Annotated in this window: 23 protein-coding genes and 2 pseudogenes; 19 read left to right on the forward strand and 6 right to left on the reverse strand. The window is 73.9% G+C overall.

Going from position 1 to position 26,916, the window contains the following annotated elements; genetic code table 11:
* Positions 1-16 precede the first annotated feature (16 nt).
* Positions 17-1,654 carry an ABC-F family ATP-binding cassette domain-containing protein gene (locus P3H78_RS29825; RefSeq protein ID WP_276112296.1) on the forward strand — a complete coding sequence of 546 codons (1,638 nt, stop codon included), beginning with the start codon at positions 17-19 and terminating at the stop codon, positions 1,652-1,654.
* A 65-nt stretch (positions 1,655-1,719) separates the two neighbouring features.
* On the opposite strand, the gene P3H78_RS29830 is transcribed toward P3H78_RS29825, so the two are convergent.
* From P3H78_RS29830 to P3H78_RS29845, 3 genes are all read right to left on the reverse strand, one after another.
* Positions 1,720-2,286 carry a putative glycolipid-binding domain-containing protein gene (locus tag P3H78_RS29830; RefSeq protein ID WP_276112297.1) on the reverse strand — a complete coding sequence of 189 codons (567 nt, stop codon included), beginning with the start codon at positions 2,284-2,286 and terminating at the stop codon, positions 1,720-1,722.
* 68 nt (positions 2,287-2,354) lie between these two features.
* A complete protein-coding gene (locus P3H78_RS29835; protein ID WP_276112298.1) occupies positions 2,355-4,784 on the reverse strand; it encodes a Tex family protein in 2,430 nt (809 codons plus the stop codon).
* 886 nt (positions 4,785-5,670) lie between these two features.
* Complete coding sequence (locus P3H78_RS29845; RefSeq protein ID WP_276112299.1) at positions 5,671-6,426, reverse strand: enoyl-CoA hydratase/isomerase family protein; 756 nt, start codon at positions 6,424-6,426, stop codon at positions 5,671-5,673.
* 121 nt (positions 6,427-6,547) lie between these two features.
* Between P3H78_RS29845 and P3H78_RS29850 the strand changes: the two genes are divergently transcribed.
* Both P3H78_RS29850 and P3H78_RS29855 read left to right on the forward strand, forming a co-directional pair.
* Complete coding sequence (locus tag P3H78_RS29850) at positions 6,548-7,123, forward strand: HdeD family acid-resistance protein (RefSeq protein WP_276112300.1); 576 nt, start codon at positions 6,548-6,550, stop codon at positions 7,121-7,123.
* Positions 7,124-7,389: 266 nt separating this feature from the next.
* The gene (locus P3H78_RS29855) at positions 7,390-7,893 is read left to right on the forward strand and encodes an ATP-binding protein (protein ID WP_276112317.1); all 504 of its coding nucleotides are present in this window, start codon (positions 7,390-7,392) and stop codon (positions 7,891-7,893) included.
* A gap of 17 nt (positions 7,894-7,910) precedes the next feature.
* On the opposite strand, the gene idi is transcribed toward P3H78_RS29855, so the two are convergent.
* From idi to galE, 3 genes are all read right to left on the reverse strand, one after another.
* Entirely contained in the window at positions 7,911-8,504 is a 594-nt protein-coding gene (gene idi / locus P3H78_RS29860; RefSeq protein WP_276112301.1) for an isopentenyl-diphosphate Delta-isomerase, read from the reverse strand.
* A gap of 124 nt (positions 8,505-8,628) precedes the next feature.
* The gene (locus tag P3H78_RS29865) at positions 8,629-9,567 is read right to left on the reverse strand and encodes a cation diffusion facilitator family transporter (protein WP_276112302.1); all 939 of its coding nucleotides are present in this window, start codon (positions 9,565-9,567) and stop codon (positions 8,629-8,631) included.
* 154 nt (positions 9,568-9,721) lie between these two features.
* Positions 9,722-10,693 (reverse strand): UDP-glucose 4-epimerase GalE, encoded by a 972-nt coding sequence (galE, locus tag P3H78_RS29870; RefSeq protein ID WP_276112303.1) that lies wholly within the window; start codon positions 10,691-10,693, stop codon positions 9,722-9,724.
* Positions 10,694-10,961: 268 nt separating this feature from the next.
* On the opposite strand from galE, the gene P3H78_RS29875 reads away from it, so the two are divergent.
* The 16 genes and pseudogenes from P3H78_RS29875 to P3H78_RS29945 form a co-directional block, all read left to right on the forward strand.
* Positions 10,962-12,770, forward strand: a complete 1,809-nt coding sequence (locus P3H78_RS29875) for a DUF5941 domain-containing protein (protein ID WP_276112304.1) — start codon at positions 10,962-10,964, stop codon at positions 12,768-12,770.
* Positions 12,767-13,519 (forward strand): phosphocholine cytidylyltransferase family protein, encoded by a 753-nt coding sequence (locus P3H78_RS29880; RefSeq protein ID WP_276112305.1) that lies wholly within the window; start codon positions 12,767-12,769, stop codon positions 13,517-13,519. Before P3H78_RS29875 ends, P3H78_RS29880 begins: the two co-directional genes overlap by 4 nt.
* Complete coding sequence (locus P3H78_RS29885; protein WP_276112306.1) at positions 13,507-14,568, forward strand: iron-containing alcohol dehydrogenase family protein; 1,062 nt, start codon at positions 13,507-13,509, stop codon at positions 14,566-14,568. The genes P3H78_RS29880 and P3H78_RS29885 overlap by 13 nt, the downstream gene beginning before the upstream one ends.
* The gene (locus P3H78_RS29890) at positions 14,546-15,325 is read left to right on the forward strand and encodes a CDP-alcohol phosphatidyltransferase family protein (RefSeq protein WP_276112307.1); all 780 of its coding nucleotides are present in this window, start codon (positions 14,546-14,548) and stop codon (positions 15,323-15,325) included. Before P3H78_RS29885 ends, P3H78_RS29890 begins: the two co-directional genes overlap by 23 nt.
* A 5-nt stretch (positions 15,326-15,330) precedes the next feature.
* A complete protein-coding gene (locus tag P3H78_RS29895; RefSeq protein ID WP_276112318.1) occupies positions 15,331-16,215 on the forward strand; it encodes a glycosyltransferase family 2 protein in 885 nt (294 codons plus the stop codon).
* Between the two features lie 87 nt (positions 16,216-16,302).
* Positions 16,303-17,232, forward strand: a complete 930-nt coding sequence (locus P3H78_RS29900) for an ABC transporter permease (RefSeq protein WP_276112308.1) — start codon at positions 16,303-16,305, stop codon at positions 17,230-17,232.
* Positions 17,225-18,028: an ABC transporter ATP-binding protein gene (locus tag P3H78_RS29905; RefSeq protein ID WP_276112309.1), complete on the forward strand. Its 804-nt coding sequence runs from the start codon at positions 17,225-17,227 to the stop codon at positions 18,026-18,028. The genes P3H78_RS29900 and P3H78_RS29905 overlap by 8 nt, the downstream gene beginning before the upstream one ends.
* Before the next feature lie 351 nt (positions 18,029-18,379).
* Positions 18,380-19,276, forward strand: coding sequence for a squalene synthase HpnC (gene hpnC, locus P3H78_RS29910; protein ID WP_276112310.1), 897 nt, complete (start codon positions 18,380-18,382; stop codon positions 19,274-19,276).
* Positions 19,273-20,223 carry a presqualene diphosphate synthase HpnD gene (gene hpnD / locus P3H78_RS29915; protein ID WP_276112311.1) on the forward strand — a complete coding sequence of 317 codons (951 nt, stop codon included), beginning with the start codon at positions 19,273-19,275 and terminating at the stop codon, positions 20,221-20,223. The genes hpnC and hpnD overlap by 4 nt, the downstream gene beginning before the upstream one ends.
* A pseudogene (locus P3H78_RS33450) lies at positions 20,223-20,300 on the forward strand (hypothetical protein); the annotation flags it as partial. The gene hpnD and the pseudogene P3H78_RS33450, both read left to right, overlap by 1 nt.
* Positions 20,294-21,718, forward strand: a pseudogene (hpnE, locus tag P3H78_RS29920) (hydroxysqualene dehydroxylase HpnE); the annotation flags it as partial. The pseudogenes P3H78_RS33450 and hpnE, both read left to right, overlap by 7 nt.
* A 65-nt stretch (positions 21,719-21,783) precedes the next feature.
* The gene (locus P3H78_RS29925; RefSeq protein WP_276112312.1) at positions 21,784-22,923 is read left to right on the forward strand and encodes a polyprenyl synthetase family protein; all 1,140 of its coding nucleotides are present in this window, start codon (positions 21,784-21,786) and stop codon (positions 22,921-22,923) included.
* A 112-nt stretch (positions 22,924-23,035) separates the two neighbouring features.
* Positions 23,036-25,045 carry a squalene--hopene cyclase gene (gene shc / locus P3H78_RS29930; protein WP_276112313.1) on the forward strand — a complete coding sequence of 670 codons (2,010 nt, stop codon included), beginning with the start codon at positions 23,036-23,038 and terminating at the stop codon, positions 25,043-25,045.
* Positions 25,045-25,686: a phosphorylase family protein gene (locus P3H78_RS29935; RefSeq protein WP_276112314.1), complete on the forward strand. Its 642-nt coding sequence runs from the start codon at positions 25,045-25,047 to the stop codon at positions 25,684-25,686. The genes shc and P3H78_RS29935 overlap by 1 nt, the downstream gene beginning before the upstream one ends.
* Before the next feature lie 5 nt (positions 25,687-25,691).
* Positions 25,692-26,714 (forward strand): adenosyl-hopene transferase HpnH, encoded by a 1,023-nt coding sequence (gene hpnH / locus P3H78_RS29940; RefSeq protein ID WP_276112315.1) that lies wholly within the window; start codon positions 25,692-25,694, stop codon positions 26,712-26,714.
* Positions 26,715-26,718: 4 nt separating this feature from the next.
* The coding region (locus tag P3H78_RS29945) for a flavodoxin-dependent (E)-4-hydroxy-3-methylbut-2-enyl-diphosphate synthase (protein ID WP_276112316.1) at positions 26,719-26,916 on the forward strand (198 nt) is incomplete at its 3' end.

A 26,916-nucleotide genomic window follows, 5' to 3' on the forward strand; every position in this document is an offset into this window, starting at 1 on the left:
TAGGATCAGCGGTCTGATGACTGCCACCCTCGTCGCCAAGAACCTCGCCGCCGGGCACGGCGACCGCTCCCTGTTCAGCGGGCTGGACCTCGTCGTCGCCCCCGGGGACGTGATCGGGCTCGTCGGTGCCAACGGCGCCGGCAAGTCCACGCTGCTGCGGCTGCTGGCCGGGCTCAGCGCGCCCGAGCAGGGCGAGCTCAGCCTGTCGCCGCCCGCCGCGACCGTCGGCCACCTGCCGCAGGAGCCGGAGCGCCGGCCGGGCGAGACGGTGCGCGCGTTCCTCGCCCGCCGCACCGGCGTCGCCGAGGCCCAGAGGGTGATGGACGACGCCACCCAGGCCCTGGTGGACGGGGCCCCGGGCGCCGACGACTCCTACGCGGCCGCTCTGGAGCGCTGGCTCGCGCTCGGCGGCGCCGACCTCGACGAACGGGCCGACGAGGTCGCCGACTCCCTCGGCCTCGCCGTCGACCTGGACCAGCCGATGACCGCCCTCTCCGGCGGCCAGGCCGCCCGCGCGGGCCTCGCCTCCCTCCTGCTGTCCCGCTACGACGTCTTCCTCCTCGACGAGCCCACCAACGACCTCGACCTCGACGGCCTGGAGCGCCTGGAGCGGTTCGTCGGCGGACTGCGCGCCGGCACGGTCGTCGTCAGCCACGACCGCGAGTTCCTCACCCGTACCGTCACCAAGGTCCTCGAACTCGACCTCGCCCAGAGCCGGATCACCCTGTACGGCGGCGGGTACGGGGCCTACCTCGAGGAGCGCGAGGTGGCCCGCCGGCACGCCCGCGACGACTACGAGGAGTACGCGGCCAAGTGGACCGCCCTGCAGGAGCGGGCGCAGACCCAGCGCTCCTGGATGGACAAGGGCGTCAAGAACGCCCGCCGCAAGGCCGGCGACAACGACAAGATCGGCCGCAAGTTCCGCAGCGAGGCCAGCGAGAAGCAGGCGGCGAAGGCCCGCCAGACCCAGCGCCTCATCGAACGCCTCGACGTGGTCGAGGAGCCGCGCAAGGAGTGGGACCTGCGGATGGAGATCGCCGCGGCCCCGCGCTCGGGCGCCGTCGTCGCCACCCTCCGCGACGCCGAGGTGCGGCGCGGCGGCTTCGTGCTCGGCCCGGTGACCCTCCAGCTCGACTGGGCGGACCGGGTGGCCGTCACCGGGGCCAACGGCTCCGGCAAGTCCACCCTGCTGGCCGCGCTGCTCGGCCGGATCCCGGTGGACGCCGGGCACGCCGCGCTCGGTTCCGGTGTCGTCGTCGGGGAGGTCGACCAGGCCCGCCGGCTCTTCCACGGCCCCGAGTCGCTGCTCGACGCCTTCTGCGCGGCCGTTCCTGACACCGAGCCGGCCGACGTCCGCACCCTGCTCGCCAAGTTCGGCCTGAAGGCGGACCACGTGCTGCGCCCGGCGGCCACGCTGTCCCCGGGCGAGCGCACCCGGGCCGCCCTCGCCCTCCTCCAGGGCCGGGGCGTGAACCTCCTGGTCCTGGACGAGCCGACCAACCACCTCGACCTGCCCGCCATCGAGCAGCTGGAGTCCGCCCTGGACGGCTACCCGGGCACGCTGCTCCTGGTCACCCACGACCGCCGGATGCTGGACGCGGTCCACGTGACCCGCCGGCTGGAGGTCGCGGACGGCAAGGTGACCGAGCGGTAGGGCCCTTACCGCCCGGGACCGGGCCGGATCGACCGGGCCGGGCGGCGGAGCGTGCGAGCCCCGTGTCAGGCCCCCAGCCGGGTGGCGAGCTGCGGGTAGTCGGCGACGCAGCCGTCCGCGTCGATCTCCAGATCGCTGGTGAAGCCGCCGGAGGCGTAGCGCACCCGCGCGCCCCGGTCCGTGCGGGCGAGGTGGGTGTAGGTCTGCCGGGACGGCAGCACGGCCAGGTCGGGCACGGACACCCAGGCCATCAGGAACTCCCGCTCGCCGGGACCCCGGTGCAGGCCGTGCCGGAGCACGGGCATGGTGTTGGTGAGCGGGCACAGCCCCAGGTCGCAGTCCAGCGCGCCGGTGACCTCCGGCAGCGGCGCGCCGTTCGCCGTCCACCCGCCGGAGCCGTCGTGCCGCAGGTCCAGGGACCGGGTCGGCCCCGCGGACGCGACCGTGACGAGGAGCCGGCGGGTCACCCAGTCCTCAGCCGTCTCCAGCGCGTAGTCGACCCAGTAGGGCTCCGGCGCCGTGGCCACCGCCCGGCCGTGCGCGCGCAGGCTGCGGCGGCCGAACTCGATCCAGGCGGTGCCGTATCCGCGGCCCGCGGTGACGTCCCAGGTGATGACGCGTGTCGTCGGCATGCCGTCACCCTACGGGCGGGCCGGGCCCGGACCCCCGTGGTGGAGCGGGGAGTCCGGGCCCGGACGGCTCAGCGGCCGCCGTTGTTCCTGCCGAGCAGGCCCGCGCGCCGCAGCGCGTCGGCCATGGCGCTGTTCGCGGGCGGAGCCGGCTGGCGCCCGCCGCCCTGCCGCCCGCCGCCCTGACCGCCGCCGCTCTGCCCGCCGCCGCTCTGCCCGCCCCGGTTCTGCCCGCCGCGGGGCTGGCGCTGCTGCGGCGGGCGTCCGCCGCGCCGGCGGCCCTCGCCCCCGCCGCCCTGCTGCCGCTCCTGCGGCGCCGCCGCCTCGTCGTCCAGGCGCAGCGTCAGGGAGATCCGCTTGCGCGGGATGTCGACGTCCAGCACCTTCACCTTGACGATGTCGCCGGGCTTGGCGACCTCGCGGGGGTCCTTCACGAAGGTCCTCGACATCGCCGACACGTGCACCAGGCCGTCCTGGTGGACGCCGACGTCCACGAACGCGCCGAACGCGGCCACGTTGGTGACGACGCCCTCCAGGACCATGCCCGCCGACAGGTCCGAGATCTTCTCCACGCCCTCCTTGAAGGTGGCCGTGCGGAAGCCGGGACGCGGGTCGCGCCCCGGCTTCTCCAGCTCCTTGAGGATGTCGGAGACCGTCGGCAGACCGAAGCTGTCGTCCACGAAGTCGCCGGGCTTCAGGGAGCGCAGCATCCCCGTGTTGCCGATCAGCGACGCCACCTCCTGGCCCGTGGTGCTCACCATCCGCCGCACCACCGGATACGCCTCGGGGTGGACGCTGGAGGAGTCCAGCGGGTCGTCGCCGCCGCGGATCCGCAGGAAGCCCGCGCACTGCTCGAACGCCTTCGGGCCGAGCCGTGACACGCCCTTCAGCTGGGCCCGGGACAGGAAGGGGCCGTTGGCGTCGCGGTGCGCCACGATGTTCTCCGCGAGGCCGGAGGTGATGCCCGACACCCGCGCGAGCAGCGGGACGGACGCCGTGTTGACGTCCACGCCCACGCCGTTGACGCAGTCCTCGACGACCGCGTCCAGCGACCGGGACAGCTTCACCTCGGACAGGTCGTGCTGGTACTGGCCGACACCGATCGACTTGGGGTCGATCTTCACCAGCTCCGCCAGCGGGTCCTGCAGCCGGCGGGCGATGGAGACCGCCCCGCGCAGCGACACGTCCATGTCCGGAAGCTCCTGCGAGGCGTAGGCGGAGGCCGAGTAGACCGACGCGCCCGCCTCGGACACCATCACCTTGGTGAGCTTCAGCTCCGGGTGCTTCGCGAGCAGTTCACCGGCGAGCCGGTCGGTCTCCCGGGACGCCGTGCCGTTGCCGATCGCGATCAGCTCGACCGCGTGCTCCTTCGCCAGCCGGGCCAGCTTCGCCAGCGCCTCGTCCCAGCGGTTGGCCGGGACGTGCGGGTGGATGACGTCCGTCGCCACGGCCTTGCCCGTCGCGTCGACCACGGCCACCTTCACCCCGGTGCGGAAGCCGGGGTCCAGACCCAGCGTGGCGCGGGTGCCGGCCGGTGCGGCGAGCAGCAGGTCGCGCAGGTTCGCCGCGAAGACGTCCACCGCCTCGTCCTCGGCGGCGGTGCGCAGTCGCAGCCTCAGGTCGATGCCGAGGTGCACGAGGATGCGGGTGCGCCACGCCCAGCGGACCGTGTCGGCCAGCCACTTGTCGCCCGGCCTGCCGCGGTCGGCGATCCCGAAGCGGTGCGCCACGATCCCCTCGTACGAGGACGGGCCGTCGGCCTGCTCCTCGGGCTCCAGGACGAGGTCCAGGACCTCCTCCTTCTCCCCGCGCAGCATCGCGAGGATCCGGTGCGAGGGCAGCTCGGTGAAGGGCTCGGCGAAGTCGAAGTAGTCGGCGAACTTGGCTCCCGCCTCCTCCTTGCCCTCGCGTACCCTGGCGGCCAGCCGCCCGCGCCCCCACATGCGCTCGCGCAGCTCGCCGATGAGGTCGGCGTCCTCGGAGAACCGCTCGGTGAGGACGGCCCGCGCGCCGTCCAGCGCGGCCTGCGGGTCGGCGACGCCCTTGTCGGCGTCGACGAAGGCGGCGGCCGCCGCGAGCGGCTCCACCGACGGGTCGCCGAGCAGCCCCTCGGCCAGCGGCTCCAGGCCCGCCTCGCGGGCGATCTGGGCCTTGGTGCGGCGCTTCGGCTTGAACGGCAGGTAGATGTCCTCCAGCCGGGCCTTGGTCCCGGCCTCCCGGATCCGCGCCTCCAGCTCGTCGGTGAGCTTGCCCTGCTCGCGCACCGACTCCAGGATCGCCGTCCGCCGGTCCTCCAGCTCCCGCAGATAGCGCAGCCGCTCCTCGACCGTGCGCAGCTGCGCGTCGTCGAGCATCTCGGTCGCTTCCTTGCGGTAGCGGGCGATGAAGGGCACCGTCGAACCGCCGTCCAGCAGTTCCACGGCGGCCTTGACCTGCCGCTCCCGTACGCCGAGTTCCTCGGCGATCCTGCCTTCGATGGACCCTGCGAGGGGTGTCGTCACGATCGCGTACCGCCTTCTCCACTTCGGGTTGCGCGGCAATTGTGGCAGGCGGGACCGACACCGGGTGAGCAGGGCGCCCCCGGCGGGGCGCATTCCGCGGCCGCTCGCCCCGCCCCGCGCACCCGGCGCCCGTCCCGTACGCTCCCGCCGGCCGGGCGCGCCCCCGCGCCGCCGGACGCGCCCGGGGCCGTCCGACGTCGCGCCCGCGCACCGGGCCGCCAGGAGCCGGGGACGGGCCGCGCCGCGCCGATCCGGGGGACCCGCAGGCGGATCGCGATCGCCGTCCACGACGGATGCACCGCACGCGACGCCGTCGGCCCGTACGAGACCCTGTCCCGGCTGCCGGCTGCCGGCACCGTCTTCGCCGCCGAGCGCCCCGGCGAGGTCCGGTCGGATGCCCGGGGCCCTCGGCGGCGTCGCCGACCGGAGTCTCGACGAGGTGCCGCGGCCCGACGTGCCGGTCGTTCCGAGCGGTCCCGGCCAGAGCGCCCTGACGGAGCACCGGCCGCTCCCGGACCGGCTGCGCGCGGCGGCACGGCCTCCACCCGAGACGACCTCGGTGTGCACGGCCTCTCTAACTGCCGACCGCGGCCGGGCCGCTGCCGGGCCGTCGGGCGGCCTCCCACCGGCCGGCCCCCGGGCAGCTGCCCGCGTACGGCGCCGAACCGGCCGGGGAGCGGGCCGTCGGCGACGGCACGTACGTCACCGCGGCGGAGGTCTCCGGCGGCATCGACACGGCGCTGACCCTGCCGGCCGGATCGCGGGCGACGACCGCGCCCGGGCCGTCCGGCGCGCCGTCGAATACGCCCCGCGGCCGCCCTGCGACGCCGGGTCCCCGTACACGGCGCCCGCGCGCCCGGTGAGGAGCCGCGGGCGCGCAGCCGCCTCACTCCGCGGGGGGAACCGTCCAGTTGAACCGCGGGGGCCGGCGCTCCAGGAACGCGGCGACGCCCTCCGCGGTGTCGCCCCCGGCGCGCGCCTGGCCCGTCCAGTGGGCGTCCCGGTCGGTGCGCCCGCCCGCGAACTCCTTCGCCGCGGCCTGCGTCAGCTGCGAGCGGGCGGTCAGGATCCCGGTGAACTCCGCCACGCGCTTGCCGAGTTCGCCCTCCGGCAGCACCTCGTCGACCAGCCCCGTACGCAGTGCACGCCCGGTGTCGATCAACTCACCGGAGAACAGGAGGTACTTGGCCGTCGCGGGGCCCACGAGGGAGACCAGCCGCCGGGTGGAGGAGGACGGGTACACGATCCCGAGCTTCGCCGGTGTCACCCCGAACAGCGCGCCCGTCTCGGCGAATCGCAGGTCGCACGCCGCCGCGAGCTGCGCCCCGCCGCCCACGCAGTGCCCGCGCACGGCCGCCAGCGTCGGCTTCGGGAAGGCCGCGAGTGCCTCCTCGGCCAGCACCGCCAGCCGCTGCGCCTCCTCGGGCGATTCGCGCAGCGTGGAGATGTCGGCCCCGGAGCAGAAGGTCCCGCCCTCGCCGGTCAGCACGAGCGCCCGGACGCCACCGTCGGCCGCGAGGTCCGCGAGCAGGGGCGGCAGGGCCCGCCACATCGCGGCCGTCATGGCGTTGCGCTTGGCCGGGTGGTGGACGACGACGGTGGCGACCCCGTCGGCGACGTCGTGCAGCAACTGCGGCTCCATGGGCCGGATGCTATCCGCCGGTCCACACGTTTGATCAAGAAGGGCCGGGGGAGAGATACGACACGGCGGCTTCGGGGGCGCGGCAGGGGTTCCGGACCGGCCGGGCACCGAGGAGGCGCTGATGACCGGGCCCACCACCTCGCGGGGCGAGGCGGAGCGGCTGCGCCGCGGATTCGGCCGGCTCGCCGCGCTGGGGGCGGTCCTGGTCCTGGCCGGGCTCGTCGGGCTCGTCCACACCGGCCTCGCCGGTGCGACGTCCATGCTGCTCTTCGGCTGGCTGCTGCTGATCGGCGGCCTCGTGGGGCTGCTGCACGCCGTCCAGTCCCGGGACTCCGCCTTCTTCTGGCTCGGCGTCGTCGTCGCCGCGCTCAACCTGGCCGCCGGGATCGTCGTCGTCCGCGAGCCGCACGCCACCGCCGCCGCGCTCACCATGTTCGCCGCGCTGCTGTTCCTGACGGCCGGCCTGTTCCGGGTCGTCGGCGCCGTGGTGGTGCGCGGCCCGCAGTTCGGCTGGACGCTGCTCGTGGGCGCCTTCGACCTGATGCTGGGGGTCCTGGTACTGGCCTCCTGGCCCGGCGGCCCGCGCGCCATCGGCTGCTTCTTCTCCCTCGCGCTGCTCTTCGACGGGCTCGGGCTGTTCGCCACCGGCTTCGGCGGCCGCCGCGTCGTCGGCCTGGTCGCCGACCGGACCGCCTGAAGCGGGCCCGGGGCCGGGGGCGTGCGCCCCGGGGCCGGCCCGGCGCACTCCTCCGGCCGCGGCCGACGGCTGCGGCTCCTGCGCCGCACGGTTCAGGAAGGTGGCGCGGTGGCGACAGGACCGGTCCCACACGTGACCGTGTCATACGCACCCGGTCAGAAAGCGCTCTATACCAGCTGACTTCTGTTCAGCCGTTGGGGTCGGACCGGCGCAGTACCAACACTCGACGTGTGGTGACAATCGAGCGCGAGGGCGGCGACCCGACGATGGACGGCCACGGGCGCGGTGACGGCTCGCGCCCCCAGGGCGGCGCGGGGGCACTCCCGGACGGCGGACCGCCGCGTCCGGCGCCGTACGAGGGCGTCTGGCGGTTCACCGCCCCGGCGGTCGACGCCTCGGTCCCGCAGGCCCGGCGCGCGGTGCGCGACCTGCTGGGGCGCCAGGGCGTGCCCGCCGGCGACGACCTGGCGTACGGCCTGCTGCTGATCGTCTCCGAGCTGGTCACCAATGCCGTGCGGCACGCGGCGGTGCTGTCGCCCATGCTCGCCGTGGAGGTCGCCGTCGGAGCGGAGTGGGTGCGGGTGTCGGTGGAGGACAACCACCCTTACCGCCCCACCGCCCTGGAGGCCGACCACGGCCGGACCGGAGGGCGCGGACTGCTCCTGGTCCGCGAGATCGCCCGCGAGGCCGGCGGCGTCTGCGACGTCGAGCACACGACGAGCGGCGGCAAGGTGATCTGGGCCGCCCTGCCACTGAGACCCCCGCACTGAGCGGGGGCCGCCCGCGCTCACCAGCCGGCGGACGGGCCCGTCAGCTCGCGCACCGCCGGACGCACCGCGTCCAGCACCGTCGGGAACCAGGCGGAGAAGGTGTCCCGGGCGTGCCGCTCTGCCAGCTCGGCCGGAGTGACGAAGGCCGTGTCCCCGACCTCCTCCGGATCGGGCCGCAGGGGCGACTGCACCAGGCCCACGAAGAGGTGGTTGTACTCCTGCTCCACCAGGCCCGAGTCCGGGTCCGGGTGGTTGTAGCGGACCGTGCCCGCCTCGGCCATCAGCGACGGCGAGACCCCGAGCTCCTCGTACGTCCGCCGGGCGGCCGCCGCGAAGGGCGCCTCACCGGGGAAGGGGTGGCCGCAGCAGGTGTTGGACCACACGCCGGGGGAGTGGTACTTGCCGAGCGCCCGCTGCTGCAGCAGCAACCGGCCGCGCTCGTCGAAGAGGAACACCGAGAAGGCACGGTGCAGCCGCCCCGGGGGCTGATGGGCGGCGAGTTTCTCCTCGGTGCCGATCGTCACGCCGTCCTCGTCGACCAGCTCCAGCAAGATCGCGTCCGTGGCGCCGTTCGACGAGCTCTGCGTCGCGGTGGCAGGTGTGATCGACATACCCATCCTTCACATCGGTCCTCGGCGGCCAAGTCTGCCGTACGAAAGCGGCACTCCCGGCGCTTCCCGGCACTCCCGCATGTCCGGACGTACTACGGGGCCGCGGGGCTCGACCAGGTGTGCGTCAGTGGCACAGACGTGCCTCGTGCTCCGCGTGGCCGCTCGGTTCCAGCTGGAAGGTGCAGTGCTCCACGTCGAAGTGGTCGCCGAGGCAGCCCTGCAGCTCGTGCAGCAGCTTCTCGTGGCCGATGGCGCTCAGCGCCTCGGTGGTGACGACCACGTGCGCGGACAGCACCGGCATGCCGGAGGTGATCGTCCAGGCGTGCAGGTCGTGGACGTCCTCGACGCCGTCCAGGGCCAGGATGTGGGCCCGCACCTCGGCCATGTCGACGTCCTTGGGGGCCGCCTCCAGCAGCACGTCCAGGGTCTCGCGCAGCAGCCGGACCGCGCGCGGCACGATCATCAGTGCGATGAGCAGGGAGGCGATCGGGTCGGCGGCCTTCCAGCCGGTGAGCAGGATCACCGCGCCCGAGACCATGACCGCCAGGGAGCCCAGTGCGTCCGCGGCGACCTCCAGGAACGCGCCGCGCACGTTGAGGCTCTCCCGCTGGCCGCGCATCAGCAGCGTCAGCGAGATCGAGTTCGCGACCAGGCCGATCAGGCCGAACACGATCATCAGGCCGGCCTGGGTGTCGGCCGGCTCCAGGAACCGCTGGACGGCCTCGTAGAGCACGTAGCCGCCGACGCCGAGCAGCAGCAGGCAGTTGGCCAGCGCGGCGAGGATCTCGGCGCGGGCGTAGCCGAAGGTGCGGTTGCCGCTCGGCGGGCGGTTGGCGACGTGGATGGCCAGCAGGGCCATGCCGAGCCCCAGGGCGTCGGTCGCCATGTGGGCCGCGTCCGCGACGAGTGCGAGGGAGTCCGCGACGACACCGCCGACGATCTCCACCACCATCACGGTGAGCGTGATCGACAGCGCGACGCGCAGCCTGCCCCGGTGAGCGGCCGCCGCCGTGCCGGTGGCGGCGACGCCGTGCGCGTGCCCGTGGTCGTGACCGGCCCCCATGTGCCTTTCCACCCTCCTGCGGTCCGTGGTCCCGTGTTCCGCCCGTGATCACAGTGAACTACGGGCGGGGGGTATCGGGCAACGCGACGCTGAACACCGTTGTCATGTGCCCTGACCTGGGTAAACGAACCCCAGGTCAGGCCGGGGCCGGGAATCACGAGCCGTGGTGCGCCTGCCACCCGCGCCAGGCCGAGGAGACCATCTCCGGGACCCCGCGCCGGGCCCGCCGGCCGAGCTCGGCCGCGGCGCGTCCGGCGGAGGCGACGGCCCGGGGCGCGTCCCCCGGGCGCCGCGCCTCGACGACGGGCGGCCGCCGGTCGCCGGTGGCCTCGCCGATGGCGGCGAGCAGCTCCCGCACCGACACGCCCTCGCCCCGGCCGATGTTGAGGGTCAGGTCCCCGGACGCGTCCGGACGGGGCAGGCGCCGGGCCGCGGCGAGGTGGGCGTCCGCGAGGTCGGCCACGTGGAGGTAGTCCCGGACGCAGGTGCCGTCGGGGGTCGGGTGGTCGTCGCCGAAGACGCGCGGCGCCTCGTCCCGGGTGAGGCGGTCGAACACCATGGGGACGATGGTGGAGACGCCGGTGTCGGCCAGTTCCGGGGCGGCCGCGCCGGCCGCGTTGAAGTAGCGCAGGCAGGCGGTGGCGATGCCGTGCGCCCGGCCCGCGGCCCGCACCAGCCACTCGCCGGCCAGCTTCGTCTCGCCATACGGATTGACCGGGACGCACGGGGTGTCCTCGGTGATCAGGTCCACGTCGGGGTTGCCGTAGACCGCCGCGGACGACGAGAACAGCATCCGCCCGACGCCGGCCTCCGCGACCGCCTCCAGCAGCGTGACCAGTCCGCCCACGTTCTCCCGGTAGTACCGCTCCGGCTGCGCCACCGACTCGGCGACCTGCTTGCGGGCCGCCAGGTGCACCACGCCGGTCACCCCGTGCTCGGCGCAGACCCGCCCGAGCAGCGCGCCGTCGAGGTACGACCCGTGCACGAGCGGCACCCCCTGCGGCAGCCGGCCGGCGTGCCCGGCCGACAGGTCGTCCAGGGCGACGACCTGCTCCCCGGCCCCGTTCATGACCCTGGTCACATGGGCCCCGATGTAGCCGGCTCCGCCGGTGATCAGCCACGCCATGGCGGCCCACCCTGTGCCGGGTGCCGTACGCCGTGCCGTGAATGCCCGTTCTGCGGCGGAGTTTGTCGCCCGGCACCCGGATCACCCATGATGATCGCGGCGAAGGCCGCAGCAGACCACGCTGATCGCCCGCTGAACGGGCGGTGAACGCGGTCTTCCCCGCATCCGATAGCCTCTGCCGACATGCCGCCGGGTGTCACGGGCGAGCGGCGCCATCACCATGTACACGACCGGCGCGGGTGCGTCGGCACCCAGGGAGTGAGTTCGGTTGTCGACCGCCATCCTCACCGGTCAGCCGGTCCCCGGATCGTCGATCGAGGGCGATCTGCGGTCCCTCGGCTTCGACGTGCGGGTGGCCTCCGACACCACCGAGGCGGAGACCCTCCTCGCCCAGGCACCCGTGGACGAGCGGGTCGCCGTCGTGGACGCGCGGTTCGTCGGCCACCTCCACGCCCTGCGCCTGGGCCTGACCGACCCCCGCTTCGACCTCGCCGCCGTCCCCGGCGCCGTCACGGTGCGCCCGGCCGGCCGCCAGGCCCTGACCCGCGCGATGGCCCGCGAGAACTCCGCGGGCGGCGGCAACGGCCCCACCGCCGACAGCCTCGCCGACCGCATCGCCGGCTCGCTGGACGCCGACGGCCTGGCCGTGCACCGCCCCGAGCTCGGCAGCCTGGTCGCCGCCGTGCCCACCGACCCGCAGGGCCGCAACGAGGCTCGCCAGGCCGTCGCCGCCGTCGACGACGAGGCGGTGCGCCTGAAGTCGGCGGTGAAGTCCCGCGACGGCTTCTTCACCACCTTCTGCATCAGCCCGTACTCCCGTTATGTCGCCCGCTGGTGCGCCCGCCGGGGCCTCACCCCCAACCAGGTCACCACCGCCTCCCTGCTCACCGCCCTGATAGCGGCCGGCTGCGCGGCCACCGGGACCCGCGGCGGGTTCGTCGCGGCCGGCGTGCTGCTCATCGCCTCCTTCGTGCTGGACTGCACCGACGGCCAGCTGGCCCGCTACTCGCTGCAGTACTCCACCCTCGGCGCCTGGCTGGACGCCACCTTCGACCGGGCCAAGGAGTACGCCTACTACGCCGGCCTCGCCCTCGGCGCGGCCCGCGGCGGCGACGACGTCTGGGCGCTCGCCCTCGGCGCGATGGTCCTGCAGACCTGCCGGCACGTGGTCGACTTCTCCTTCAACGAGGCCAACCACGACGCCACCGCCAACACCAGCCCCACCGCCGCCCTGTCCGACCGGCTCGACAGCGTCGGCTGGACCGTCTGGCTCCGCCGGATGATCGTCCTGCCGATCGGCGAGCGCTGGGCCCTCATCGCCGTCCTCACGGCGGCGACCACGCCCCGCATCACCTTCTACGTGCTGCTCGCCGGATGCGCCGTCGCGGCGGCGTACACCACCGCCGGCCGCGTGCTGCGCTCGGTGACCCGCACCGCCCACCGCACCGACCGCGCGGCGCAGGCGCTCGCCGACCTCGCCGACAGCGGCCCCCTCGCCCAGGCCCTCGGCGGCCCGGCGCGCGGCGTGGCCCGCAGGCTGCCCGGCATCGCGACCCCGGTCCTCGCGCTGGCCGGCGGCCTCGCGGTCACCGCCACCGCCGCACTCACCGGCTTCGGCGGCCTCTGGCCGGTCCTCGCGGCCGCCGTCTACGTCCTGACCTCGGCCGTCGCCGTCGCCCGGCCGCTCAAGGGCGCCCTCGACTGGCTCGTGCCGCCGTTCTTCCGGGCCGCCGAGTACGGCACCGTGCTCGCCCTGGCCGCCCGGGCCGGCGCACACGGAGCCCTCCCTGCGGCTTTCGGCCTGGTGGCCGCCGTCGCCTACCATCACTACGACACGGTGTACCGCATCCGCGGTGACGCCGGAGCGCCGCCGGCCTGGCTGGTGCGCGCCGCCGGGGGGCACGAAGGGCGGACGCTGCTCGTCACCGTCCTCGCCGCGCTGCTCACCGCCTCGCAGTTCGCGGTCGCGCTCACGGCCCTCGCCGTGGCCGTCGCCCTGCTGGTGCTCGCCGAGAGCATCCGCTTCTGGGTGTCCTCCGGGGCACCCGCCGTACACGACGAAGGAGAACCCGCATGATCGGCCTCGTGCTGGCGGCCGGCGCCGGACGGCGTCTGCGCCCCTACACCGACACCCTGCCCAAGGCGCTGGTGCCGGTGGGGCCCGCGGGCATGGAGGACGGGATCACGGTCCTCGACCTCACGCTCGGGAACTTCGCCGAGATCGGCCTCACCGAGGTCGCGATCATCGTCGGCTACCGCAAGGAGGCCGTCTACGAGCGCAAGGCCGCCCTCGAGCAGAAGTACGGCCTCAAGCTCACCCTGATCGACAACGACAAGGCCGAGGAGTGGAACAACGCCTACTCCCTGTGGTGCGGCCGTGACGCCCTCAAGGACGGCGTGATCCTCGCCAACGGCGACACCGTCCACCCGGTCTCCGTCGAGAAGACCCTCCTGGCCGCCCGCGGCGAGGGCCGCCGGATCATCCTCGCCGTGGACACCGTCAAGCCGCTCGCCGACGAGGAGATGAAGGTCGTCGTCGACCCCGGGACGGGCGTCGAGAAGATCACGAAGCTGATGGACCCCGCCGAGGCCACCGGCGAGTACATCGGCGTCACCCTCATCGAGGGCGAGGCCGCCCCCGAGCTGGCCGACGCGCTGCGGGCCGTGTGGGAGACCGACCCGCAGCAGTTCTACGAGCACGGCTACCAGGAGCTCGTGAACCGCGGCTTCCGTATCGACGTGGCGCCGATCGGCGAGGTCAGCTGGGTCGAGATCGACAACCACGACGACCTCGCCAAGGGACGGGAGATCGCGTGCCAGTACTGACCCGGCTCATTCCGTCGCCGGTCGTCGTCGACATCCGCCCGGGTGCCCTCGACGACCTGGCCTGCGTGCTCGCCGACGAGCGCATCTCGCACTCCGGCCGGCTCGCCGTCGCCGTCAGCGCCGGCTCCGGCGCCCGGCTGCGCGACCGGATCGCCCCGAACCTGCCCGGCGCCACCTGGTACGAGGTCGGCGGCGGCACCCTCGACGACGCGATCCGGCTGGCCGACGAGATGAAGTCCGGCCACTTCGACGCGGTCGTGGGCCTGGGCGGCGGCAAGATCATCGACTGCGCCAAGTTCGCCGCGGCGCGCGTCGGACTGCCGCTGGTCGCCGTGCCCACGAACCTCGCGCACGACGGCCTGTGCTCCCCGGTCGCCACCCTCGACAACGACGCGGGCCGCGGCTCCTACGGCGTGCCCAACCCGATCGCCGTCGTCATCGACCTCGACGTCATCCGCGAGGCCCCGGTCCGCTTCGTGCGCTCCGGCATCGGGGACGCCGTCTCCAACATCTCCGCCATCGCCGACTGGGAGCTGTCCCACGGCGTCAACGGCGAGAAGATCGACGGCCTCGCCGCCGCCATGGCCCGCCAGGCCGGCGAGGCGGTGCTGCGGCACCCGGGCGGCATCGGGGACAACGACTTCCTCCAGGTCCTCGCCGAGGCGCTGGTCCTCAGCGGGATCGCGATGTCGGTCTCCGGCGACTCCCGGCCGTCCTCCGGCGCCTGCCACGAGATCAACCACGCCCTCGACCTGCTGTTCCCGCAGCGGGCCGCGAGCCACGGCGAGCAGTGCGGACTGGGCGCGGCCTTCGCGATGCACCTGCGCGGGGCCCACGAGCAGTCGGTGTACATGGCCGGGGTGCTGCGCCGGCACGGGCTGCCCGTGCGGGCGGAGGACATCGGCTTCACGGCGGACGAATTCGTCCGGGCCGTGGAGTTCGCCCCGGAGACCCGGCCCGGCCGCTACACGATCCTCGAACACCTCGACCTCACGACCGACCAGATCAAGGACACCTACGCCGACTATGTCAAGGCCATCGGTAGCTGAACTCCGCCCGGTCGTCCACCCCGCGGGGGTGAAGGACCGGCGCAGCGGTGAGCACTGGGGTGGACGCCTCTACATGCGCGAGGTGTCCCTGCGCGTCGACCGCTACCTGGTGAACACCAGGGTCACGCCCAACCAGCTCACGTACCTGATGACCCTCTGCGGCGTCCTCGCGGCCCCGGCCCTGCTGGTGCCGGGCATCTGGGGCGCCGTGCTCGGCGTCGTGATGGTCCAGCTCTACCTGCTGCTGGACTGCGTGGACGGCGAGATCGCGCGCTGGCGCAAGCAGTACTCTCTGGCCGGGGTCTACCTGGACCGGGTCGGCGCCTATCTCACGGACGCCGCGGTGCTCGTGGGCCTCGGCCTGCGCGCCGCCGACCTGTGGGGCGGCGGCCGCATCGACTGGCTGTGGGCCTTCCTCGGGACCCTGGCCGCTCTCGGCGCGATCCTGATCAAGGCCGAGACCGATCTGGTGGGCGTGGCCCGCCACCAGGCCGGCCTGGCGCCGGTACAGGAGGCGGCCGCCGAGCCGCGCTCCTCCGGCATGGCGCTGGCCCGCCGGGCCGCCGCGGCGCTCAAGTTCCACCGGCTGATCCTCGGCATCGAGGCGACCCTGCTGATCCTCGTCCTCGCGATCGCGGACCAGATCCACGGCGGCCTGTTCTTCACCCGCCTCGGCACCGCCGTCCTCGCGGGGATCGCCCTGCTGCAGACCCTGCTGCACCTGGTGTCCGTCCTGGCCTCGAGCAGACTGCGGTGAGCACCGTGTCCCACCCCCTCAAGGTCGGCGCGGTCGTCATCACCATGGGCAACCGGCCCGACGAGCTGCGCGCGCTGCTCGACTCGGTCGCCCAGCAGGAGGGCGACCGGGTCGAGGTGGTCGTCGTCGGCAACGGCTCGCCGGTCCCGGACGTCCCCGAGGGGGTGCGGACCGTCGAGCTGCCCGAGAACCTGGGCATCCCCGGGGGCCGCAACGTGGGCATCGAGGCCTTCGGCCCGAGCGGCCGGGACGTCGACGTCCTGCTCTTCCTCGACGACGACGGACTCCTCGCCGGGCACGACACCGCGGAGCTGTGCCGCCAGGCCTTCACCGCCGACCCGGCGCTCGGCATCATCAGCTTCCGCATCGCCGACCCGGAGACCGGGGACACCCAGCGCCGCCACGTGCCGCGGCTGCGCGCCTCCGACCCGATGCGCTCCTCCCGGGTCACCACCTTCCTCGGCGGCGCCAACGCCGTCCGCACGCAGGTCTTCGCGGAAGTCGGCGGGCTGCCGGACGCGTTCTTCTACGCCCACGAGGAAACCGATCTGGCATGGCGGGCCCTCGACGCGGGCTGGATGATCGACTACCGGTCCGACATGGTGCTGTACCACCCGGCCACCGCTCCCTCGCGGCACGCGGTGTACCACCGCATGGTCGCCCGCAACCGCGTCTGGCTCGCGCGGCGCAACCTCCCGGCGCCCCTCGTCCCCGTCTACCTCGGGGTCTGGATGCTGCTGACCCTCCTGCGCCGCCCCTCGCGTCCGGCGCTGCGGGCATGGTTCGGCGGTTTCCGGGAAGGCTGGAGCACACCCTGCGGACCGCGCCGGCCCATGAAGTGGCGCACCGTGTGGCGGCTGACCCGCCTGGGCCGCCCGCCGGTCGTCTGACCCGCACGCCCTCGCGCGCCCGGGCCGTCGGCCGGCCCGTGCCGCCCCGGTGGCGGCCGCCCGGACCCGAAGACGAAGGCACCCACCGTGAGTGAGACAACGCCCGACGGCGGCGTCGCCCTCGGCGCCGCACAACCGTCCGACGAAGGCCTCACGGCGGCGGAGCTCGCCGCCCGGCACGGCCTGGCCGTCAGCGGCGCCCGCCCCCGGCTCGGCGCGTACGTGCGCGGCCTGTGGGGCCGCCGCCACTTCGTCCTCGCCTTCTCCCAGGCGAAGCTGACCGCCCAGTACAGCCAGGCCCGGCTCGGCCAGCTCTGGCAGGTGGCCACCCCGCTGCTGAACGCGGCCGTGTACTACTTCATCTTCGGCGTGATCCTGAGGGCCAGCCGGGGCATGACCACCGACACCTACATCCCCTTCCTGGTCATCGGCGTGTTCGTGTTCACCTTCACGCAGAGCTCGGTGATGGCGGGCGTGCGGGCGATCTCCGGCAACCTGGGCCTGGTGCGCGCGCTGCACTTCCCGCGCGCCGCCCTGCCCGTGTCCTTCGCCCTCCAGCAGCTCCAGCAGCTGCTGTTCTCGATGATCGTGGTGTTCGCCGTGGTGATCGGGTTCGGCAGCTACCCGGGCCCGTCCTGGCTGCTCGTCGTCCCGGTGCTCGCGCTGCAGTTCCTCTTCAACACCGGCCTCGCGCTGATCATGGCCCGGCTCGGCGCGAGGACCCCGGACCTCGCCCAGCTGATGCCGTTCGTGCTGCGGACCTGGATGTACGCGTCCGGCGTGATGTTCTCCATCAACGGCATCCTGGCCGGCCGGCCGGAGTGGTTCATCCGGCTCATGCAGGTCAATCCGGCCGCGGTGTACATGGACCTCGTACGGTTCGCGCTGGTCGACGGCTACGGTGCCTCCCACCTGCCGCCGCACGTCTGGGCGGTCGCCCTGTTCTGGGCCGTGGCGTTCTTCGGCGGCGGGTTCGTGTTCTTCTGGAAGGCGGAGGAGAGGTACGGCCGTGGCTGACCAGCCCCAGGAACAGGACGCCGCGGAGGTCCCGGAGCAGCGGATCCCCACCGTCATCGCCGACGAGCTGCACATCGTCTACCGCGTCAACGGCGCGAAGACCGGCAAGGGCAGCGCCACCGCGGCGCTCAGCCGGATCCTCCGGCGCGGCGAGCAGCGCGGCGTGCGTACCGTGCACGCCGTCAAGGGCGTGTCCTTCGTGGCCTACCGCGGCGAGGCAATCGGCCTGATCGGCTCCAACGGCTCCGGGAAGTCCACCCTGCTGCGTGCCATCGCCGGTCTGCTGCCCGCGGAGAAGGGCAGGGTCTACACCGACGGCCAGCCCTCGCTGCTCGGCGTGAACGCGGCCCTGATGAACGACCTGACGGGCGAGCGCAACGTCATCCTCGGCGGCCTGGCCATGGGTATGTCGCGCGAGCAGATCAAGGCGCGCTACCAGGAGATCGTCGACTTCTCCGGCATCAACGAGAAGGGCGACTTCATCACGCTGCCGATGCGGACGTACTCCTCCGGCATGGCGGCCCGGCTGCGGTTCTCCATCGCCGCGGCCAAGGACCACGACGTCCTCATGATCGACGAGGCACTGGCCACCGGCGACCGCAGGTTCCAGCAGCGCTCCGAGGAACGCATCCGGGAGCTGCGCGAGGAGGCCGGCACCGTCTTCCTGGTCAGCCACAACAACACCTCGATCCGCGACACCTGCGACCGGGTGCTGTGGCTGGAACGCGGCGAGCTGCGCATGGACGGCCCCACCGAAGAGGTGCTCAAGGAGTACGAGAAGTTCACCGGCAAGTAGCGCCGGACGCCGGTGGAGGCGGCCGGCCGCACCCCGCGTCTGCAAAGGAAGTGTCAACTCCGGTCCGGTGGCGGAATTTTGACACCAATCGGTGTGTTGTTGTGATGCGCGGGACACCCCGGCGGAACTCCCTGCGTTGTACAACGTAAGCTGTACCGGTCCCCGAAAGCGGCAAGTGGGGCGATATGGCCCGACACCCTCCCGGAGCCGTTCGACGGAGGGCCGGGCGGCGTGTCCGAAATAGTGTGCATTGGGTCGGCAGTGTAGAACGGGAGATGTGACGGCGATGGCTACGGAAACTCCCCAGCTCGACGCAGCACGTGCCGTCCCCGCCCAGGGAAGCGCACGGTGGTGACGGGAACCGATGCGGCGCGCGACCTCGAGCGTGCCACGCTGGACAAGGCCGCGGGCGAGAACTTCCCCGTGGCCCCCTTCTTCCTGCCCCGGCCGTGGCGCGCCGACCTCATGGCCGTCTACGGCTTCGCCCGACTGGTCGACGACATCGGCGACGGCGACCTCGCCCCCGGCGGCGCCGACGCCCGCCTGCTCGGCGTGTCGGCCACCGCGGCGGAGGACCGGCTCTCTCTCCTCGACGCGTTCGAGGCCGACCTGCGCCGGGTCTTCGACGGCACGCCCCGCCACCCGCTGCTGCGCCGCCTGCAGCCCACCGTCCGCCGTCACGCGCTGACCCCGGGGCCGTTCCTCGACCTGATCGCCGCCAACCGCCAGGACCAGCTCGTCGGCCGGTACGAGACCTACGAGGACCTCCTCGCCTACTGCGCCCTGTCCGCCAACCCCGTGGGCCGCCTCGTCCTCGCCGTCACCGGCACCTCGACCCCCGAGCGCATCCGCCGCTCCGACGCCGTCTGCAGCGCCCTGCAGATCGTCGAGCACCTCCAGGACGTCGCGGAGGACCTCGCCCGCGACCGCGTCTACCTGCCCGCCGCCGACCTGAAACACTTTCACGTCCAGGAGGCCGACCTCGCCGCCCCCTCCGCGGGCGCGTCGGTGCGCGCCCTGGTCGCCTTCGAGGCGGAACGCGCCCGCCGCCTGCTGGATGAGGGCGCCCCCCTGGTGGGGAGCGTCCACGGCAGGCTGCGGCTGCTGCTCGCGGGGTTCGTGGCGGGGGGGAGGGCGGCGATCCGTGCGATCGCCGCCGCCGAGTACGACGTCCTTCCCGGCCCGCCCGCGCCCGGCACCGTCCGATTGCTGCGCGAGGTGGGCGTGACCCTGCGAGGAGAGAGGTGATCCGGGCCGTGGAATCCCCGCCCCTCGTGTCCGCACCGGTACTCGCCGCCTACAGCTACTGCGAGGCCGTCACCGGCCGGCAGGCCCGCAACTTCGCGTACGGCATCCGGCTGCTGCCCACGCCGAAGCGGCGCGCCATGTCGGCGCTGTACGCGTTCTCCCGGCGTGTCGACGACATCGGCGACGGGACCCTCGCGGACGACGTCAAGACCGCCCGGCTGGAGGACACCCGCGCCCTGCTCGCCCGGATCCGCGACGGCGCGGTCGCGGACGACGACACCGACCCCGTGGCGGTGGCGCTCGCCCACGCGGCCCGTGCCTTCCCGATCCCGCTCGGCGGCCTGGACGAGCTGATCGACGGCGTGCTCATGGACGTGCACGGCAAGACGTACGAGACCTGGGACGACCTGAAGGTCTACTGCCGGTGCGTCGCCGGGGCCATCGGCCGGCTCTCCCTCGGTGTGTTCGGCATCGAACCCGGCGCGCGCGGCGCCGAACGCGCCCCCGAATACGCCGACACGCTCGGCCTCGCCCTCCAGCTGACGAACATCCTGCGGGACGTCCGCGAGGACGCCGGGGGCGGCCGGACGTACCTGCCCGCCGACGACCTCGCCAAGTTCGGCTGCACGACAGGATTCCAAGGACCGAACCTGCCGGCGGGCGCCGACTTCGCGGGCCTGGTCCACTTCGAGGTCCGCCGGGCCCGCGCCCTCTTCGCCGAGGGCTACCGGCTCCTGCCCATGCTCGACCGGCGCAGCGGGGCCTGCGTCGCCGCGATGGCCGGCATCTACCGCCGCCTGCTCGACCGGATCGAGCGCGAGCCCGACGCCGTGCTGCGCGGCCGGGTCTCGCTCCCCGGACGCGAGAAGGCCTACGTCGCCGTGCGGGGGCTGTCCGGGCTGGACACCCGGCACGTGAGCCGGCAGACCGTCAGGAGGCGGGCCTGATGGACCACCGCTTCCACGCCGGCCCCGCCGCCGGCAAGCGGGGGGCAACCCTCCGCCGCCGCCCGGCGTCCCTGCCGAGGACGGCCGGCCGGGGCGCGACCCGCCGGCCCGCCGGGCGCACGGGGGAGGACGCACGATGACCGACGGCAGGCGCCCCCGGGACCAGCGGGACGGCTCCCCGAGACCGGCCGGCCGACACGCCGTCGTGGTCGGCGGCGGCCTCGCGGGCATCACCGCCGCCCTCGCCCTCGCCGACGCCGGCGTCCGCGTCACCCTCCTGGAGGGCCGCCCCCGGCTGGGCGGCCTCGCCTTCTCCTTCCGGCGCGGCGACCTCACCGTCGACAACGGCCAGCACGTGTACCTGCGCTGCTGCACCGCCTACCGCTGGTTCCTCGGCCGGATCGACGCGGCCGCGCTGGCCCCGCTCCAGAACCGTCTCGACGTGCCCGTCCTCGACGCCACCCGGCCCGAGGGACGACGGCTCGGACGGCTGCGGCGCGACCCGCTGCCCGTCCCCCTGCACCTCGGCCGCAGCCTCGCGTCCTACCCGCACCTCTCCCTCGCCGAGCGCGCCGCCGTCGGGCGCGCCGCGCTGGCCCTCAAGGGACTGGACCCCGCCGACCCGGCGCTGGACACCCAGGACTTCGGCAGCTGGCTCGCCGCGCACGGCCAGTCGGCGCGCGCCGTGGAGGCCCTGTGGGACCTGGTCGGCATCGCCACCCTCAACGCGGTCGCCGGCGACACCTCGCTCGGGCTCGCCGCGAAGGTCTTCAAGACCGGACTGCTCTCCGAGCCGGGCGCGGCCGACATCGGCTGGGCGCGTGTCCCGCTGGGCGACCTGCACGACCGGCTGGCCCGCCGGGCGCTCGGCTCCGCGGGCGTGCGCGTCGAGACCCGGACCCGCGTCTCCGCCCTCTCCCATGAGGAGAGCGGCTCCTGGAGCGTCCAGGTTCCCGGCGAGCGGCTGCACGCCGACACCGTCGTCCTCGCCGTCCCGCAGCGCGAGACCTTCGGCCTGCTGCCGCCGGACGCCCTCGACGCCCCCGAGCGGCTGCTGCGGATCGGCACCGCGCCCATCCTCAACGTCCACGTCGTCTACGACCGCAAGGTCCTCGCCCGCCCCTTCTTCGCCGCGCTGGGCACACCCGTGCAGTGGGTGTTCGACCGCACCGAGGCCTCCGGCCTGAGCGGCGGTCAGTACCTGGCGCTGTCCCAGTCGGCCGCGCAGGACGAGATCGACGCGCCCGTCGCCGCTCTGCGTGAGCGCTACCTGCCCGAGCTGCGGAGGCTGCTGCCCGCGGCCCGCGACGCCGGCGTCCGCGACTTCTTCGTCACCCGGGAGCGCACGGCGACGTTCGCGCCCACCCCCGGCGTCGGCCGCCTCAGGCCCGGCGCCCGCACCAAGGCACCCGGCCTCTTCCTGGCCGGAGCGTGGACCGCCACCGGGTGGCCCGCGACCATGGAGGGTGCGGTCCGCAGCGGCGTGAGCGCGGCCGACGCCGCCCTGCGCGCCCTCGGCCGGCCCCGCCCGAGCCACCTCTTCGCCTGCGAGGAGGCGGCATGACGCCCGAACGGCGCCGCGCGGCAGGCCCCCGCATCCCCCGTACCGCAACAAGGAGAGAGACTGTGCCCACTGTGCCCCCGGCCTCGACGCCCGATCGAAGGACCGAGGTGGACGTGACCGCGCTGCTGGAGCGCGGCCGGACCCTGGCCACGCCGGTCCTGCGCGCGGCGGTCGACCGCCTGGCACCTCCCATGGACACGGTCGCCGCCTACCACTTCGGCTGGATCGACGCCGACGGCCGCCCCGCCCACGGCGACGGCGGCAAGGCCGTGCGTCCCGCCCTCGCGGTGCTCTCCGCCGAGGTCGCCGGGGCCGCCCCGGAGACCGGCGTGCCCGGCGCGGTCGCCGTGGAGCTGGTGCACAACTTCTCCCTGCTGCACGACGACCTCATGGACGGCGACGAGCAGCGCCGCCACCGCGACACCGTCTGGAAGGTGCACGGTCCCGCCCAGGCCATCCTGGTCGGCGACGCCCTGTTCGCGCTGGCGGGCGAGGTCCTGCTGGAGCTGGGGACCGTGGAGGCCGGCCGCGCCACCCGCCGCCTGACCACCGCCACCCGCGCCCTGATCGACGGCCAGGCCCAGGACATCTCCTACGAGCACCGCGACCGCGTCAGCGTCGAGGAGTGCCTGGAGATGGAGGGCAACAAGACCGGCGCGCTGCTCGCCTGCGCCAGCTCCATCGGCGCGGTGCTCGGCGGCGCGGACGACGCCACCGCCGACGCGCTGGAACGGTACGGCTACCACCTCGGACTGGCCTTCCAGGCGGTCGACGACCTCCTCGGCATCTGGGGCGACCCGGAGGCCACCGGCAAGCAGACCTGGAGCGACCTGCGCCAGCGCAAGAAGTCCCTGCCGGTCGTGGCCGCCCTCGCCGCGGGCGGTCCCGCGTCCGAGCGGCTCGCCGAGATGCTCGCCGCCGACGCCAAGAGCAGCGACTTCGAGAGCTTCTCGGAGGAGGAGTTCGCCGCCCGCGCCGCCCTCATCGAGGAGGCCGGCGGCCGCGCCTGGACCTCCGAGGAGGCCCGCCGCCAGCACGCCGTGGCCGTCGGGGCCCTGGACTCCGTGGACATGCCCGAGCAGGTACGGGCAGCGTTCACCGCGCTCGCCGACTTCGTCGTCGTACGAAAGAGATGATCACTATCGGTCGAACACTCCGCGCGTAGTCGCCGACCGGTGCTGCACGGTGGCACCGGCCGACGGCGGACCCACCGCAGCACGACTCGCACGACTGCACGAAGGGGAAGCCATGACAGCGACGACCGACGGAAGCACCGGGGCCGCTCTGCCGCCCCGCGCTGCCGCGGCCAGCGACACCGTACTCACCACCCCCGAGGCGCCCGGGGCGGTCCAGGCCGCCGAGCGCGCGGTCCGGCGCGCCACCGGCCATCTGCTCGCCCGGCAGGACGCCGAGGGCTGGTGGAAGGGCGACCTCGAGACCAACGTCACGATGGACGCCGAGGACCTGCTGCTGCGTCAGTTCCTGGGCATCCAGGACGAGGCGACCACCCGCGCCGCCGCGCTCTTCATCCGCGGCGAGCAGCGCGAGGACGGCACCTGGGCCACCTTCTACGGCGGCCCCGGCGAACTGTCCACGACCATCGAGGCCTACGTGGCCCTGCGCCTGGCCGGCGACGCGCCCGACGCCCCGCACATGGCGAAGGCCGCGGCCTGGGTCCGCGCCCGCGGCGGCATCGCGGCCTCCCGGGTCTTCACCCGGATCTGGCTGGCCCTGTTCGGCTGGTGGAAGTGGGAGGACCTGCCCGAACTCCCGCCGGAACTCATCTACTTCCCGAGCTGGCTGCCCCTCAACATCTACGACTTCGGCTGCTGGGCCCGGCAGACCATCGTCCCGCTCACCATCGTCTCCGCGAAGCGGCCGGTGCGCCCCGCGCCCTTCGCCCTGGACGAGCTGCACACCGATCCGGCCCTGCCCAACCCGCCCAGGCCCTTAGCCCCCGTGGCGAGCTGGGACGGCGCCTTCCAGCGCCTGGACCAGGCCCTGCACGTGCTGCGCCGGATCGTCCCGCGGCGGCTGCGCCGGGCCGCGATGAACACCGCCGCCCGCTGGATCATCGAACGGCAGGAGAACGACGGCTGCTGGGGCGGCATCCAGCCCCCGGCCGTCTACTCCGTCATCGCCCTGCATCTGCTGGGCTACGACCTCAACCACCCCGTGATGCGCGCCGGCCTGGAGTCGCTGGACCGTTTCGCCGTCCACCGCGAGGACGGCGCCCGGATGATCGAGGCCTGCCAGTCACCGGTCTGGGACACCTGCCTGGCCACCATCGCCCTCGCCGACGCGGGACTGCCCGCCGACCACCCCCAACTGGTCAAGGCGGCCGACTGGATGCTCGGCGAGCAGATCGTGCGCCCCGGCGACTGGGCGGTCAAGCGCCCCGGACTCCCGCCCGGCGGCTGGGCGTTCGAGTTCCACAACGACAACTACCCCGACATCGACGACACCGCCGAGGTCGTCCTCGCCCTGCGCCGCGTCCGGCACCACGACCCGGAGCGGGTCGACAAGGCCGTGGCCCGGGGCGTCCGCTGGAACCTCGGCATGCAGTCCGCCAACGGCGCCTGGGGCGCCTTCGACGCCGACAACACCAGCCCCTTCCCCAACCGGCTGCCCTTCTGCGACTTCGGCGAGGTCGTCGACCCGCCGTCCGCGGACGTCACCGCGCACGTCGTCGAGATGCTCGCCGCCGAGGGCCTCGCCCACGACCCGCGCACCCGCCGCGGCATCCAGTGGCTGCTGGCCGAACAGGAGCCGGAGGGCTCGTGGTTCGGACGCTGGGGCGTCAACTACCTCTACGGGACCGGCTCGGTGGTTCCTGCCCTCACGGCCGCCGGCCTGCCCGGCTCCCACCCGGCGCTGCGCCGGGCGGTGGCCTGGCTGGAGTCGGTGCAGAACGACGACGGCGGCTGGGGCGAGGACCTGCGCTCCTACCAGGACGCCAAGGAGTGGAGCGGCCGCGGAGCCTCCACCCCCTCCCAGACCGCGTGGGCGCTGCTCGCCCTGCTGGCGGCGGGGGAGCGGGACTCCCGGGCCGTCGAGCGCGGCGTCGAGTGGCTCGCCGCCACCCAGCGGGAGGACGGTTCCTGGGACGAGCCGTACTTCACCGGCACCGGCTTCCCCTGGGACTTCTCCATCAACTACCACCTGTACCGGCAGGTCTTCCCGCTCACCGCGCTCGGCCGGTACCTCCACGGCGACCCCTTCGCGGCCGCGGGCCGCGCCGAGGCCGAGGGGGGCTGATGGCCGGCCGGGACGGCACGGCACCGCTGCTGATCGCCTGCGCGCTCGGCATCGAACGGCTGGCCCTGCGCCTGGGCGACGCCCGGGACGCCGCGGGGCCGGTCACCGTCCTGCGCACCGGCATGGGACCCGCGGCGGCGGAACGCTCCGTCGCCGGGGCCCTCTCCGGTCCCTCCCGGGCCGGTGCCGCCGTGCTCGCCACGGGATTCTGCGCCGGCCTCGCCCCCGGCATGCACCCCGGAGACCTCGTCGTCGCCGAGGAGACCCGGGACCCGCGCGGCGCCGTGCCGTGCGCCGGCACCGACCTGCTCGTCGAGGAACTCGCCCGCACCCTGCCCGCACGCACCGTCCACACCGGGCCGCTGGTCGGCTCCGGCCACGTCGTCCGCGGACCGGAGCGGGCCGCGCTCGCCGCGACCGGCGCGGTCGCGGTCGACATGGAGTCGGCGGCCACGCTCCTGGCCGCCGTCCGCGCGGGCGCACGCCCCGTTGCGGCCGTCCGGGTGGTCGTGGACGCTCCAGAACATGAACTCGTCCGGATCGGCACGGTGCGCGGTGGAATATCAGCTTTCCGTGTTCTTCGCTCCGCGCTGCCGACTTTCTTCGAATGGCACCGTAATGTGCTGCTCCCCAGGAGGTGAGCCAGATGGCCATGCCGCTGCGCCAGTCCATCAAGGTCGCTACATACTTGGCTGAACAGAAGCTGCGCCGACGGGACAAGTTTCCGCTCATCGTCGAGCTCGAACCCCTCTTCGCGTGCAACCTGAAGTGCGAGGGTTGCGGCAAGATCCAGCACCCGGCCGGCGTGCTCAAGCAGCGCATGCCGGTCGCACAGGCCGTGGGGGCGGTGCTGGAGTCCGGCGCGCCGATGGTGTCCATCGCGGGCGGCGAGCCCCTGATGCACCCTCAGATCGACGAGATCGTGCGCCAGCTGGTGGCCCGGCGGAAGTACGTCTTCCTCTGCACCAACGCGATGCTGCTGCGCAAGAAGATGGACAGCTTCACGCCGTCGCCCTACTTCGCCTTCGCGGTGCACATCGACGGCCTGCGCGAGCGGCACGACGAGTCGGTGGCGAAGGAGGGCGTGTTCGACGAGGCCGTGGAGGCCATCAAGGAGGCCAAGCGGCGCGGCTTCCGGGTGACCACCAACTCGACCTTCTTCAACACGGACACCCCGCAGACCGTGGTCGAGGTCCTGAACTTCCTCAACGACGACCTCCGGGTGGACGAGATGATGATCTCGCCCGCCTACGCCTACGAGAAGGCCCCCGACCAGGAGCACTTCCTGGGCGTGGAACAGACCCGCGAGCTGTTCCGGAAGGCCTTCGCGGGCGGCAACCGGCGGCGCTGGCGCCTCAACCACTCCCCGCTCTTCCTCGACTTCCTGGAGGGCCGGGTCGACTTCCCCTGCACCGCCTGGGCGATCCCCAACTACTCCCTCTTCGGCTGGCAGCGCCCCTGCTACCTGATGAGCGACGGGTACGTCCCCACGTACCGCGAGCTGGTGGAGGACACCGACTGGGACCGCTACGGCCGGGGCAAGGACCCGCGCTGCGCCAACTGCATGGCGCACTGCGGCTACGAGCCCACCGCCGTGCTGGCCACCATGGGCTCCCTGAAGGAGTCCCTGCGGGCCCTGCGCGAGACCGTCTCCGGAAACCGCGAGTGACGCCGTGACCGCGGTCTCCCTGGGCGTTCCCGAGGTGCCGCCCCGGCCCGTCGCCGGCCGCCGCAGGAGCCGGCGGATCCAGGTCGGGTCGGTGGCGGTGGGTGGGGATGCGCCGGTGTCGGTGCAGTCGATGACGACGACGCGGACGTCGGACGTGGGTGCGACGTTGCAGCAGATCGCGGAGCTGACGGCGTCGGGGTGC

It is taken from the genome of Streptomyces tropicalis (assembly GCF_029269835.1).
GTDB lineage: Bacteria > Actinomycetota > Actinomycetes > Streptomycetales > Streptomycetaceae > Streptomyces > Streptomyces tropicalis.